This window comes from Streptomyces sp. NPDC033221 (assembly GCF_055577005.1).
Genome location: NZ_JBVIQN010000004.1, coordinates 1 through 11,983 on the forward strand (window position 1 = coordinate 1; position 11,983 = coordinate 11,983).

Consider the following 11,983-nt stretch of genomic DNA (forward strand, 5'->3'; position numbering starts at 1 on the left):
CCCCCCCCCCCCCCCCCCCCCCCCCCCTCTCCCCCCCCCCCCCCCCCCCCCCCCCTCCCCCCCCCCCCCCCCCCACCCCCCTCTTTCCCCCCCCCCCCCCCCCCCCCCCCCCCCACCGCCATGTCGCGCTCTTTGCGTCAGACCGCGGCCGGTGCGCCTTCGGCCGGGGCCGGCTGCGCATCGGCGGGCGCCGGTTCCGCCGTCTTGCGCAGCCCCTTCAGCAGGATGACCAGCGCGGTGGTCACCGCCGTACCGGCCAGCACGGCCGCCAGGTACAGCAGCGGCTGCCCGATCAGCGGCACCACGAAGATGCCGCCGTGCGGGGCCCGCAGGGTGCAGCCGAACGCCATCGACAGGGCGCCGGTCACCGCGCCGCCCGCCATCGCCGACGGGATGACGCGCAGCGGATCGGCCGCCGCGAACGGGATCGCGCCCTCGGTGATGAACGACGCCCCCAGCACCCAGGCCGCCTTCCCGTTCTCCCGCTCGGTACGGGTGAACAGCCGGCCGCGCACGGTCGTGGCCAGCGCCATCGCCAGCGGCGGCACCATCCCGGCCGCCATCGCCGCGGCCATCACCTTCAGGCTGCCGTCGTTGGGGTTGGCGAGGCCGCCCACGGCGAACGCGTACGCCACCTTGTTCAGCGGGCCGCCGAGGTCGAACGTCATCATCAGCCCGAGGATGACGCCCAGGATGACGGCGTTGGCGCCGGACAGTCCGCTCAGCCAGTCGGTCAGCGCCTTCTGGAGCGCGGCGACGGGCTTGCCCACCACCAGGAACATCAGGAAGCCGACGACCGCCGACGAGATCAGCGGAATGACGACGACGGGCATGATCCCGCGCAGCGCGGGCGGCACCTCGACCCGCTGGACCGCCATCACCACCGCGCCCGCGAGCAGACCGGCGATCAGGCCGCCGAGGAAGCCCGCGTTGACGGTCAGGGCGATCGCGCCGCCCACGAAGCCCGGCACCAGGCCCGGCCGGTCGGCCATGCCGTACGCGATGAAGCCCGCCAGCACGGGGACGAGGAAGCCGAACGCGACGCCGCCGGTCTGGAAGAGCAGCGCCGCCCAGCTCGCGGATTCGCTCCACACGAAGTGCTCGGCGACGGACGGCGCCTTGTCGATGCCGTATCCGCCGATCGCGAAGCCCAGGGCGATCAGCAGACCGCCCGCCGCGACGAACGGGACCATGTAGCTGACGCCGGTCATCAGCCACTTGCGCAGCCGGGTGCCGAAGCCGTCGCCCGCCTCGCCGTTCCGGTCCATGGGTGCGGTGGGGCCGGCCGCCGCGGGGGCGGACGTGTCGCCCCGGGCGGCCTTCTCCCGTACCTCCGTGATCAGTTCGGCGGGCCGGTTGACGCCGGCCTTCACCCCGACGTCGACCGTCGGCTTCCCGGCGAACCGCGCCCGGTCCCGCACCTCCACGTCATGCGCGAAGATCACGCCGTCCGCCGCGGCGACGACCTCCGGGTCCAGCCGCTTGAACCCGGCCGACCCCTGCGTCTCGACGACCAGCTCGACACCGGCGTCCTTGCCCGCCTTGGCCAGCGCTTCGGCGGCCATGTAGGTGTGGGCGATGCCGGTGGGGCAGGAGGTGACGGCGACGATACGGAAGGGGGCGGCGGGAGGGGACGTTTCCTCCGGTACGGCCGCTGCCTCGGGCACGGACCCGGCCGTCGCCTCGGGCACGGCCCCTGTCTCCGCCTCCGGTACGGCCGCTGCCTCGGGCACGGACCCGGCCGTCGCCTCGGGCACGGCCCCTGTCTCCGCCTCCGGTACGGCGTCCGGCGCGTCGCCCCGGATGAGCGCCGCTGCCGCCGCCGGATCGTCCGCCGCCCGCAGCGCGCCCGTGAACTCCTCGTCCATCAGGTGCCGGGCCAGCGTCGACAGGATCGACAGATGGTCGGCGTCGCCGCCCGCGGGGGCCGCGATCAGGAAGACCAGGTCGGCCGGTCCGTCCGTGGCGCCGAAGTCGATCCCGGCGGCGCTGCGCCCGAAGGCCAGCGTCGGCTCGGTGACGTGCGCGCTGCGGCAGTGCGGTATGCCGATGCCGCCGTCCAGCCCGGTCGGCATCTGGGCCTCGCGCGCGGCCACGTCCGCGAGGAAGCCCTCCAGGTCGGTGACCCGGCCGAGCGCGGCCATGCGCTCGGCCAGCGACCGCGCGGCCGCTTCCTTGCTCTCGGCGGACAGGTCGAGATCGACCAGTTCCGCGGTGATCAGCTCACTCATCGCGGGCTCCTTCGCTCGCTTCACGTCCACGCCCGGTCCCGGCGGAAACCGGTCCGCTCAACCCCGCCCCGCTCGACCCCGCCTTGTTCATCCCACCGGCTCCCGCAGCACGGCCCCCACCGGCACGGTGCGCGCCACCACCACCGCCGAAGGATCGAGATCCTCCGGCGTCGGCATGGCACTGCCCGGCAGCTGTACCGCTGCCGCCCCGTACGCCACGGCCGAGGCCAGCGCCCGTACGCCGACGCCGCCCGCCACCAGGAATCCGGCCAGCGACGCGTCGCCCGCGCCGACGTTGCTGCGTACGGTCGTCACCGGCGCGGAGGCGAAGTGCTCCCCTTCCTCGTCGACGAGCAGCTGCCCGTCCGCGCCGAGGGAGGCGAGCACCGCGCCCGCGCCCAGGGCGCGCAGTTCCCGCGCGGCCTCGACGGCGTCGCCGACGGTGTGCAGCGGCCGGCCCACCGCCTGGGCCAGTTCCTCCGCGTTGGGCTTGACGACGTCGGGGCGTGCCTCCAGCGCGGCGGTCAGCGACGGCCCGGACGTGTCCAGGGCGATCCGCGCACCGGCGCGGTGCACCTGGGCGACCAGTTCCGCGTACCAGGAGGGTGCCAGTCCGCGCGGCAGGCTGCCGCAGCAGGCGATCCAGTCCGCTCCGTCCGAGCGGGTCCGTACGGTGTCGAGGAGTGCCCGCGACTCGTCGGGCGTCAGCTCGGGCCCGGCCGCGTTGATCTTCGTGAGGGTGCCGTCCGGTTCGACGGCGGAGATGTTCGACCGGGTCTGTCCGGCCACCGGTACGCCCGCGACCTCGATGTCCTCCGCCCCGAGCAGCCCGCCCAGCGCCGCGCCCGCCGGTCCGCCGAGCGGCAGCACGGCGAGGGTGCGGCGCCCGGCCGCGGCAACGGACCGGGAGACGTTGACGCCCTTGCCGCCCGGGTCGATCCGGTCCGCGGTGGCGCGCAGCACGGCGCCGCGCTCCAGCGCCGGGATCTCGTACGTACGGTCCAGGCTGGGGTTGGGGGTGACGGTGAGGATCATGCGCGCACTACTTCCGTGCCCGCGCGCTCGATGGCGAGGGCGTCGTCGGGGCTGAGCCCGGTGTCGGTGACGAGCAGGTCCACGTCGTCGAGTCCGCCGAAGCGGGCGAAGTGCACCTGCCCGAACTTGCTGCTGTCCGCGACGAGCACGACCCGTCGCGCGGCGGCGATCGCCGCCCGCTTCACGGCCGCCTCGGCGAGGTCGGGGGTGGTCAGGCCGCCCTCCAGGGAGAATCCGTTGGCCGCCAGGAAGACCACGTCCGCGTTGATCTCGCGATAGGCGCGCAGGGCCCAGTCGTCGACCGCGGCCCGCGTACGGTGCCGGATGCGGCCGCCGACGAGGTGGAGGGTGAGGCCGGGGTGGTCGGCCAGCCGCGCGGCGACCGGGAGGGCGTGTGTGACGACGGTCAGCTCGGCTTCCAGCGGCAGTTCGGCGGCGATCCGGGCGGCCGTGGTGCCCGCGTCGAGGATCACGCTGCCGGGCGCCGAACCGCCGGGCAGCTCGGCGAGCGCGGCGCGCGCGATCCGCTGCTTCTCGTCGGCGGCGACGGTGTCCCGCTCGGCGAGGTCCGGTTCGAAGTCCAGCCGCCCGGCGGGGATGGCGCCGCCGTGCACCCGGCGGACCAGGCCGGCCCGGTCCAGGGCCTTCAGGTCCCGGCGTACGGTCTCGGCGGTGACCTGGAACTCCTCGGCCAGGGAGAGGACGTCGACGCGTCCGCCTTCCCGGGCCAGTCGCAGGATCTCCTGCTGCCGCTCCGCTGCGTACATGATGTTCGCGCCTGCCTCATGCCCGACCGTGTGGTTTCACGCCAAAGGTACGTCCACTCGGTCGGTAAGTAAACACACTCGGACAAACGACGGACCCAAACGGGCATGAGTGACTCTTGAGCGGAGCCCACAGCAAAGAGCCCCGGCGCCGAGGGGGGTTCGGCACCGGGGCTCGTCTATGGGGGAAGGGGCTGCTGGGGTACGGACACGGGACCGGCGACACTCACCCGACCGGGCCACCACCGGCCAGGGGAGGTACGCGGGCCGCCCCGGCTGCCGCCAGGACGCGGGCCCCTACGCTGCCGCGTCGAAGCCCGTGTCGCGCGCCATCCGCTTCAGCTCCACCAGCGCGTGCTTCTCTATCTGCCGGATGCGCTCACGCGTCAGGCCGTGCTGCTTGCCGACCTCGGTGAGGGTCCGCTCGCGGCCGTCCTCGATGCCGTACCGCGCCTTGATGATCGAGGCCGTACGGTGGTCGAGCCGGTCGATCAGGTCCTCCAGCTCCTCGCTGCGCAGCAGCGTCAGGACGGACTGCTCGGGCGAGGCCGCCGAGGTGTCCTCCAGCAGGTCGCCGAACTGGGTGTCGCCCTCGTCGTCCACGGACATGTTCAGGCTGACCGGGTCGCGGGCCCAGTCCAGGACGTCCGTGACGCGCTCGGGCGTGGAGCCCAGCTCCTGGGCGACCTCGGCGGGCTCCGGGTCGCGGCCGTTCTCCCGGTTGAACTCGCGCTGCACGCGACGGATGCGGCCCAGCTCCTCCACGAGGTGGACGGGGAGCCGGATGGTGCGCGACTGGTCCGCGATGGAACGGGTGATGGCCTGGCGGATCCACCACGTCGCGTACGTGGAGAACTTGAAGCCCTTCGCGTAGTCGAACTTCTCGACCGCGCGCACCAGGCCCGCGTTGCCCTCCTGGATCAGGTCGAGCAGGGGCAGACCGGCGCGCGGATAGCGGCGGGCCACCGCCACGACCAGGCGCAGGTTGGAGCGGATGAAGATGTCCTTGGCCTTCTCGGCCTCTTCGGCCAGCGCTTCGAGCTCCTCGCGAGTGCCGCCGGCGGCGTTGCCGTCATCGACGATCCCGTCGAGGATCTGCCGGGCGTAGACGCCCGCCTCGATGGTCTGGGACAGCTCGACCTCCCTGGCGGCGTCGAGCAGGGGTGTTCGTGCGATCTCGTCGAGGTACATGCCGACCAGGTCGCGGTCGGCGATCTCCCCGCCTACGGCGCGAACGCTGTTGGCCCCGTCGGCACCGCTGCTGGTGGCCTGACGTCGGGCGACGGCACGGGTTGCCATGCGTGTGCTCCCTTTGCGATGAGTCGGTCGCGGGATGGTGGCGGTGGGACACCGGGTGTGTGGCCCGAGTACCCCTTCCGAAGGAAACAACGGCTGGAATCCGGACAGAATTCCCCTGCCGCACACCTATTTTCGTGATCATGCAGTACCCTGCGGGCCTCGCCGGGGAGGTCGGATGTCTCAGGAGTACCGGGAAGTGCAGGTCAGAGCGGCCACCGAGGCCGACCTCAGCAGCCTCACGGACCTCTACAACCGCTACGTCCGTGAGACCTCCGTCACCTTCGACACGGAGCCCTTCACCCCCGAGCAGCGCCGCTCGTGGTTGCTCTCCCACCCTGAAGACGGCCCGCACCGTCTTCTGGTTGCCCGGGACCGGACCTGCCGGAGTCTCTTGGGTTATGTGACCAGTAGCCCTTTCCGGATCAAGCCGGCCTATGCCACCTCGGTGGAGGTCAGTGTCTACTGCGCGCACGAGGCCGTCGGCCGCGGCGTCGGCACGCTGCTCTACAAGGCCCTCTTCGAGGCGCTGGCCGACGAGGACGTGCACCGCGCGTACGCGGGCATCGCCCTGCCCAACGAGGCGTCGGTCCGGCTGCACACCCGCTTCGGCTTCCGGCACGTCGGCACGTACGGGGAGGTCGGCCGCAAGTTCGGCCGCTACTGGGACGTCGCCTGGTACGAGAAGCACCTGGACTGAGCGCGCGGCGCCCGGCCGCCGCGGGGCGTGCGCAGCCCGCCGCCGGGCGGGAACCGGCCCCTCCGGTTGACGGTGACGGGCCCCGGGTGTGGCCTGGATACGGGGGCGAGTGAGAGGAGCCCGTCATGGAGTCACCCTTCCACCGGCACGGCGCCACCGCGGACCCGCAGTCCGGGCCCACGACCCGGTCCCAGCCCGCATCCGCACCCGCACCCACATCCACGTCCGCGTCCGATTCCCCGTCCGCATCGCACTCGGACACACAGACCTCGAAGCGGCGCGGCACCTCCACCACCGCCCTGGCCCTGCCGCTCGCCGCGGCGGCCCTCTACGGCCTGTGGACCGCCTTCGTCGACCGCACCAGCGGCTCCTCACTGGGCCACGCCTGGCTGCTGGGCCTGATCGCGGCCGTCGTCAGCGGCGCCCTCGGACTGGCGCTGGTACGCGTCCAGTCGACGCTGATCACCGAGGTACGGGCCCTGTCGTACGGAGCGCTGTTCGGCACCGCGATGGGCTACCTGTACAGCATTTCCCACTCGACCGGACCGTCCATCCTGGAATCGGTGCGGATGGGACTGATCATGGGCGCGGTGATGTTCGTCGTCTCCCTGTACATCTTCCGCACCCACCGCACCCGCGAACCCCACGGCGAACACCGCCCCCGCGGGTCACACCGCCACCCGCACCCGACCCACTGAGCCCGCCGTCACCGAGGCGGGCCGGGCGGACAGGCGGACACCCGCCCTGCCGATGCCTTGATCTCGGGCGGCTCGGCGCCGTTCCCCCGCCGGATGGTGCGCAGCCGGCCGCCGGGCCGCCAGGTCTCCAGCACGATGTGCGGGTCCTCGACGTACGCACGGACCACCTCGGTCAGCTCCGTACGGAACAGGTGGAACGGCTCCGGCGGCTTCGTGTCGGCCGCGTACCGTGCGAGCACCGCCGGATCGGTCACCTCCACGGCCCGCCCGGCGACCCGTACGTCGCCGCCCGCCATGTCCGTGCCCGGCCCCGGGTTGGCGTGCAACGCGAACCGCGGGTCGCGCCGCAGGTCCAGTGCCTTGCGGGAGTTGGCCATCATGCCCAGCCACAGTTCACCGGACCGGATGTCCGCCTCGATACCGGAGAGGCGCGGGGAGCCGTCGGCGCGCAGCGTCCCGAGGACGTGATGCCGGTACGCCGCGAAGCGTGCCGCCACCCGCCGCGCCAGCTCCGGCTGCGCGGAGACGAACCCGGCCCAGCCCGTTCCAGCGGACCTGTCCGTTCCAGCGGACCTGTCCGTTCCGCCGGCCCTGCCCGTTCCGTCGTCCGATTGCGGGGTTTCCCTCGTCTCGTCGTTCGTCATGCCCCCACCCTCCCGCCGATACCGGACACCTTCTGTCGGGTATCGGCGGGTGGGCCGCGGCAGAGCCCAACCGACCTCCGGCCTTACGACCATCGCCGCAAGGGGCATGGGACCGGCGCCCGTTACGGCCCTCCGGCGCCCGGCCTAGCCTCGGCGGCATGGATTCAGGAAGCGGGATTCTCGACGAAGCTCTGGAACGCCTGCACGCTTCGGGCCCCGAATTCCGGGGGTTACTCGCCAACCACGGGCCGATGGCGGTGGAGGCCCTGGTCAGGCACGGGCAGGCGGGGTCCGTCCACCGCTGGCTGGACGGGTACGAGAGGAAACTGGAGGACGTGCCGGGCCCGCGGGACGCGGTCACGGACGCCAACTGGCGGGAGGCGCTGGGCGATCCGCGCCGGGTCACCGACTGGACCGCGTACTTCCTCCGGCTGGTCGCCGAACGCCCGTGGCGGGACGTGCTCGCCGAGTGGTGGCCGCGCCTGCTGCCCGGTATCGCCGGTGCCGCGACGCATCCCGTCATCCGGGTCGGCCATGTCGTCCGTACGCTCCTGGAGGACGGCGCGGAGGCGCCGCGCGTCGCGGAGTTGGCGCACGCGCTGGGGTACTGGGCGGCCCGCCACACCACGCTGCCCGTCGCGGTGCGCCCCGCCGGCACCGCCTCCCCCGCCGAGGCGCTGGCCGCCCTCCCGCGCGTTGCCGACCAGCAGGTTCTGCCGCTCGACGGCCTGGCTCAGCTCCCCGGCACTCCGGGCTGGCCGGCCACCGTGGAGTCGCTGCGCGTGCCGTACGACGATCCGGATGCCGTCCGCGCGCAGCTCACCGCGCTCGTCCGGGCCACCGTGCACCGCTATCTCGATCATGGTCACGGCCACGGCGTCCTGATGGTGCACACCGCCACCGCCCCGAACGCCGTCCTGCGCACCCTGCCCGCGCTCCCCCGCGAGCTGTGGGCCGCGTCGCTCGGCGCGGCCTGGGCGGCGAGCGCCGCGATCACTTCGGTCTACGCGGCCGGCGAGGCGCTGCCGCCGCTGGAGGGGGCCGAGCCGCTCGCCCCCGAGGAGGTGTTCGAGCGTTCCGCGCTGCACGGTGACGAGCATGTCATCAAGATGACCGACACGGCGTTGGACGTGGCGGCCTGGGCCGCGGACCGTGACGACCGGGCACTGGCCGCCGCCGTGCGCGCCCAGCGATTGATTCCCGCCGATTCCTGAACGGATTGCCTCGGGTCGCATCCGTTCCAGAGCGTTCCTGAAAAAACCGACGCCCATCACCTAACAGCTCACCTGCACGTTTCCTCGCCGTCACCTCTAGTTAAAACTTCAAGAAATGACGGGGCGGTGAGACAGTGGATGGTATGAGCACCGAACCCGCGGGTGAGCCTCGCTGGCTCAGCGACGAAGAGCAGTACGCCTGGCAGTCGTACCTGCACGCCACCACGCTCCTGGAGGACCATCTCGACCGCCAGCTCCAGCGTGACGCAGGCATGCCGCACGTCTATTACGGGCTGCTCGTCCAGCTCTCCCAGGCCCCCCGGCGCCGGTTGCGGATGACCGAACTGGCCCAGAACGCCAAGATCACCCGTTCCCGGCTCTCGCACGCCGTGGCCCGCCTGGAGAAGAGCGGCTGGGTCCGGCGCGAGGACTGCCCCTCCGACAAGCGCGGCCAGAACGCCGTCCTCACCGACGAGGGCCTGCGCGTCCTGGAGAAGGCGGCGCCCGGCCATGTCGCCGCCGTACGGGCGGCGATATTCGACCGGCTCAGCCCGGAGCAGGTCGGCCAGCTGGCCGCCATCTGCCGGACGGTCGCGGACGGCCTGCAACCACAAGGCGCCGACCTGCCCTGGCTCCGCTGAGGAACCGAGGGGCAGGCCGGCGCCGAGGGGGCCGGGGCCATTCGTACGAGGCACGGGACACGGGGCACGGGCCGATGGCCGGTCACCGGTCACCGGCCCATACATACATGCTCAGTGCGCCATGACCGGGATCGGTACGTCCGCCTCCGCGTCCGCGCCGTCGGCCGTGTCCGCGCCGTCGCCGGAGCGGGCGACCGGGCCGTTGCCGCCCTGGTGGCCGGTGGTGACCATGGTGTAGGCGATGACCGCCGCGACGGCCAGGATGCCGACCGCCCACCAGATGGCGGCGGTGTAGCCGTGCACCATCGACTCCAGCTTGAGCAGGTCCACCGAGGGCGCGCTCTTCGCGTGGGAGGTGGCGTACGCGGTGGTGGCGCTGGCCGCGATGGTGTTCAGCAGGGCCGTGCCGATCGCGCCGCCCACCTGCTGCGAGGTGTTGACCATCGCCGAGGCGACACCGGCGTCACGCGGCTGCACGCCGTGCGTGGCCAGCGACATGGCGGGCATGAAGGCCGTGCCCATGCCGAGCCCGAGCAGCAGGAAGGCGGGCAGGATCAGCGCCGGGTAGGACGTGTCCAGGTCGATCCCGGTCAGCAGGAACATGCCGATGGCGGCGAGCAGGAAGCCCGGGGCCATCAGCAGCCGCGGCCGGACGCGGGTCATCAGCCGGGCGCCGATCTGCGTCGAGCCGGTGATCATGCCGACGATCATCGGCAGGAAGGCCAGACCGGTCGTGACCGGCGTGTACCCCTTCACGATCTGCATGTAGTACGTCAGGAACAGGAACAGACCGAACATGCCGATGACGGCCAGACCCAGCGACGTGTAGACGCCGGCCCGGTTGCGGTCGGTGAGCACCCGCAGCGGCAGCAGCGGGGACTTGACCTTCGACTCGACGATCACGAACGCGGCGAGCAGTACGGCGGCGGCCACGAACAGGCCGATGGTCATCCCGGCGTCCCAGCCGTCGGACTCGGCGCGCGTGAAGCCGTACACCAGGGAGACCAGGCCGAGGGTGGCCAGGATGACACCGGGTACGTCCAGGCGGGACGGGTTGCGGCTGCCCGCGGGCTCGCGGATCACCAGCAGCGCGCCGGCCGCCGCGATCACGGCGAACGGGATGTTGACGAAGAAGGTCCAGCGCCAGTTCATGTACTCGGTGAGCACGCCGCCGAGGATCAGGCCCACGGCACCGCCACCACCGGCGATGGCACCGAAGATGCCGAACGCCTTGGCCCGCTCCCGCGCCTCGGTGAACGTCACCGCGAGCAGCGACAGCGCCGACGGCGCCAGCAGCGCGCCGAAGACGCCCTGGAGGGCGCGGGCGCCGAGCAGTACGCCCTCGTTGGACGCGGCGCCGCCGAGGGCCGAGGCCAGCGCGAAGCCGACCAGGCCGATGATGAAGGTCCGCTTGCGGCCCCACAGGTCGGCGACCCGGCCGCCGAACAGCAGCAGACCGCCGAACGCGAGGGCGTACGCCGTGATGACCCACTGCCGGTTCGCGTCGGAGATGCCGAGGTCGGCCTGTGCGGAGGGCAGTGCGATGTTCACGATCGTCGCGTCGAGCACGACCATGAGCTGTGCCAGGGCGATGAATATGAGCGCTTTCCAGCGCCGGGGATCGACGTTGGTGGTCGGTTCAGACATGGGTGGGGCCGCCTAGTGGTGCGTGAGCGAGGAAATCGGGACGTGGGTGGGGCGTGACGTGGTGCCGCTATGTGGAAAAACGGTGTCGGTGTTGTGTTGATCCGGTATTCAGTACGTGTTGATCAAACGTTGAACGGGTGCGTGTACGGCGGTGGGAACGCCGACGGCAGGGTGGTGCGCGGTCGCGGGTGCGGTCGCGTGGCAGCGCTCCGCACGGCGGGGACGGCAAGAACGGCGGCCCCGCCGACCTGTAGGTCGGTGGCGAGCCGTTGAAAGTTCCCCCGTACGTATGGAGTTCCGCGTTCGGTCCGTCGGCCGTCAGCCATCAGCTGCCGGCCGTCGCCCGTCAGCCGTGCCGGAGATCCTCCAGCGTGGCCGCGGCACCGGGCAGTTCCGAACACGCGGGCGCGCGCAGGCCGTCCAGGAACAGCACCAGGTGCCGGTACACGAACCGGTCGAAGTCGGTACAGCCGCTTCCAGGCAGCGGCCGTGTCAGCTGGGTGAGTGCGACCATCAGGTCACCGACGGCGATGTCGGTACGCAGCTGGCCGCTGTCGCGCGCGGCACCCATCAGGGCCTCGACGGCCCCCTCCAGGCGCTCACGCGCTGCGAGCAGGTCGGGGTGGTCCTTGTCGACGCCGTCCGAGAGCAGCGGGCACAGGGCACCGATCCGCTCCTCGACCGCGGCGAAGACGAAGCGCCTCAGCGCTTGGAAAGCATCGGGCTCCTCGGCGAGAGCACACTCCGCCTTGTCCGCTGTGCGGTTCATGACGGAGAGCGTGACGTGGTGGATCAGCTCCAGGCGATCCGGGAAGTGACGGTAGAGCGTCGCATTGCCGACACCGGCACGTCGAGCGATTTCATCGAGCGGGATCTCCGCCCCGAACTCGACCATCGCCCCACGGGCCGCCCCGATGATCCGCTCCCGGTTGCGCAGGGCGTCCGCACGCAGCCGGGGCTGCGGGGCCGCGCGGTGCGCGGTGTGCGCACGGGGGCGGGACCGGGTGGCGGTCATGTCGGCACGTTCCTCTCGTTGCCCTCGCGGTACGCGGTGTACTCGTCGTATCCGGAAGCCGGGGTTTCGCGAAGCGGGGAATCCTTCCCCGCTTCAGT

11 protein-coding genes are annotated in these 11,983 nt (G+C 72.3%); 4 read left to right on the plus strand and 7 right to left on the minus strand.

Annotated elements, in window-relative coordinates:
* Positions 1–137 precede the first annotated feature (137 nt).
* The 4 genes from ACZ53K_RS05850 to ACZ53K_RS05865 all read right to left on the minus strand — a co-directional run bounded on the left by ACZ53K_RS05850 (position 138) and on the right by ACZ53K_RS05865 (position 5,329).
* Positions 138–2,231 carry a PTS fructose transporter subunit IIABC gene (locus ACZ53K_RS05850; RefSeq protein WP_468832357.1) on the minus strand — a complete coding sequence of 698 codons (2,094 nt, stop codon included), beginning with the start codon at positions 2,229–2,231 and terminating at the stop codon, positions 138–140.
* An 87-nt stretch (positions 2,232–2,318) separates the two neighbouring features.
* Positions 2,319–3,266 carry a 1-phosphofructokinase gene (gene pfkB / locus ACZ53K_RS05855; protein ID WP_468832359.1) on the minus strand — a complete coding sequence of 316 codons (948 nt, stop codon included), beginning with the start codon at positions 3,264–3,266 and terminating at the stop codon, positions 2,319–2,321.
* Positions 3,263–4,033, minus strand: a complete 771-nt coding sequence (locus ACZ53K_RS05860) for a DeoR/GlpR family DNA-binding transcription regulator (RefSeq protein WP_468832360.1) — start codon at positions 4,031–4,033, stop codon at positions 3,263–3,265. Before ACZ53K_RS05860 ends, pfkB begins: the two co-directional genes overlap by 4 nt.
* A 294-nt stretch (positions 4,034–4,327) precedes the next feature.
* Positions 4,328–5,329, minus strand: a complete 1,002-nt coding sequence (locus ACZ53K_RS05865; RefSeq protein ID WP_468832361.1) for a sigma-70 family RNA polymerase sigma factor — start codon at positions 5,327–5,329, stop codon at positions 4,328–4,330.
* Between the two features lie 175 nt (positions 5,330–5,504).
* On the opposite strand from ACZ53K_RS05865, the gene ACZ53K_RS05870 reads away from it, so the two are divergent.
* Complete coding sequence (locus ACZ53K_RS05870; RefSeq protein ID WP_468832362.1) at positions 5,505–6,026, plus strand: GNAT family N-acetyltransferase; 522 nt, start codon at positions 5,505–5,507, stop codon at positions 6,024–6,026.
* Between the two features lie 125 nt (positions 6,027–6,151).
* Positions 6,152–6,724: a hypothetical protein gene (locus ACZ53K_RS05875; RefSeq protein WP_468832364.1), complete on the plus strand. Its 573-nt coding sequence runs from the start codon at positions 6,152–6,154 to the stop codon at positions 6,722–6,724.
* Between the two features lie 8 nt (positions 6,725–6,732).
* Here the strand turns inward: ACZ53K_RS05875 and ACZ53K_RS05880 are convergent, their stop codons facing one another.
* On the minus strand, positions 6,733–7,368 hold the full coding sequence (locus ACZ53K_RS05880) for a pyridoxamine 5'-phosphate oxidase family protein (RefSeq protein ID WP_468832365.1): 636 nt from the start codon (positions 7,366–7,368) through the stop codon (positions 6,733–6,735).
* 158 nt (positions 7,369–7,526) lie between these two features.
* Between ACZ53K_RS05880 and ACZ53K_RS05885 the strand changes: the two genes are divergently transcribed.
* Together ACZ53K_RS05885 and ACZ53K_RS05890 are read left to right on the plus strand one after the other, a co-directional pair.
* Positions 7,527–8,582 (plus strand): questin oxidase family protein, encoded by a 1,056-nt coding sequence (locus tag ACZ53K_RS05885; protein WP_468832366.1) that lies wholly within the window; start codon positions 7,527–7,529, stop codon positions 8,580–8,582.
* Between the two features lie 143 nt (positions 8,583–8,725).
* Entirely contained in the window at positions 8,726–9,223 is a 498-nt protein-coding gene (locus tag ACZ53K_RS05890) for a MarR family winged helix-turn-helix transcriptional regulator (RefSeq protein WP_030024258.1), read from the plus strand.
* 111 nt (positions 9,224–9,334) lie between these two features.
* On the opposite strand, the gene ACZ53K_RS05895 is transcribed toward ACZ53K_RS05890, so the two are convergent.
* Both ACZ53K_RS05895 and ACZ53K_RS05900 read right to left on the minus strand, forming a co-directional pair.
* The gene (locus ACZ53K_RS05895; RefSeq protein WP_468832368.1) at positions 9,335–10,870 is read right to left on the minus strand and encodes an MFS transporter; all 1,536 of its coding nucleotides are present in this window, start codon (positions 10,868–10,870) and stop codon (positions 9,335–9,337) included.
* Positions 10,871–11,216: 346 nt separating this feature from the next.
* Complete coding sequence (locus ACZ53K_RS05900) at positions 11,217–11,885, minus strand: TetR/AcrR family transcriptional regulator (RefSeq protein WP_468832369.1); 669 nt, start codon at positions 11,883–11,885, stop codon at positions 11,217–11,219.
* Positions 11,886–11,983: the final 98 nt, after the last annotated feature.

What these genes read in the sequence shown, in the direction of transcription:
- ACZ53K_RS05890 (WP_030024258.1), top strand. Translation starts at nt 8,726, where the DNA reads ATGAGCACCGAACCCGCGGGTGAGCCTCGCTGGCTCAGCGACGAAGAG.
- ACZ53K_RS05895 (WP_468832368.1), bottom strand. Translation starts at nt 10,870, where the DNA reads ATGTCTGAACCGACCACCAACGTCGATCCCCGGCGCTGGAAAGCGCTC.
- ACZ53K_RS05860 (WP_468832360.1), bottom strand. Translation starts at nt 4,033, where the DNA reads ATGTACGCAGCGGAGCGGCAGCAGGAGATCCTGCGACTGGCCCGGGAA.
- ACZ53K_RS05850 (WP_468832357.1), bottom strand. Translation starts at nt 2,231, where the DNA reads ATGAGTGAGCTGATCACCGCGGAACTGGTCGATCTCGACCTGTCCGCC.
- ACZ53K_RS05880 (WP_468832365.1), bottom strand. Translation starts at nt 7,368, where the DNA reads ATGACGAACGACGAGACGAGGGAAACCCCGCAATCGGACGACGGAACG.
- ACZ53K_RS05900 (WP_468832369.1), bottom strand. Translation starts at nt 11,885, where the DNA reads ATGACCGCCACCCGGTCCCGCCCCCGTGCGCACACCGCGCACCGCGCG.
- pfkB (WP_468832359.1), bottom strand. Translation starts at nt 3,266, where the DNA reads ATGATCCTCACCGTCACCCCCAACCCCAGCCTGGACCGTACGTACGAG.
- ACZ53K_RS05875 (WP_468832364.1), top strand. Translation starts at nt 6,152, where the DNA reads ATGGAGTCACCCTTCCACCGGCACGGCGCCACCGCGGACCCGCAGTCC.
- ACZ53K_RS05865 (WP_468832361.1), bottom strand. Translation starts at nt 5,329, where the DNA reads ATGGCAACCCGTGCCGTCGCCCGACGTCAGGCCACCAGCAGCGGTGCC.
- ACZ53K_RS05870 (WP_468832362.1), top strand. Translation starts at nt 5,505, where the DNA reads ATGTCTCAGGAGTACCGGGAAGTGCAGGTCAGAGCGGCCACCGAGGCC.
- ACZ53K_RS05885 (WP_468832366.1), top strand. Translation starts at nt 7,527, where the DNA reads ATGGATTCAGGAAGCGGGATTCTCGACGAAGCTCTGGAACGCCTGCAC.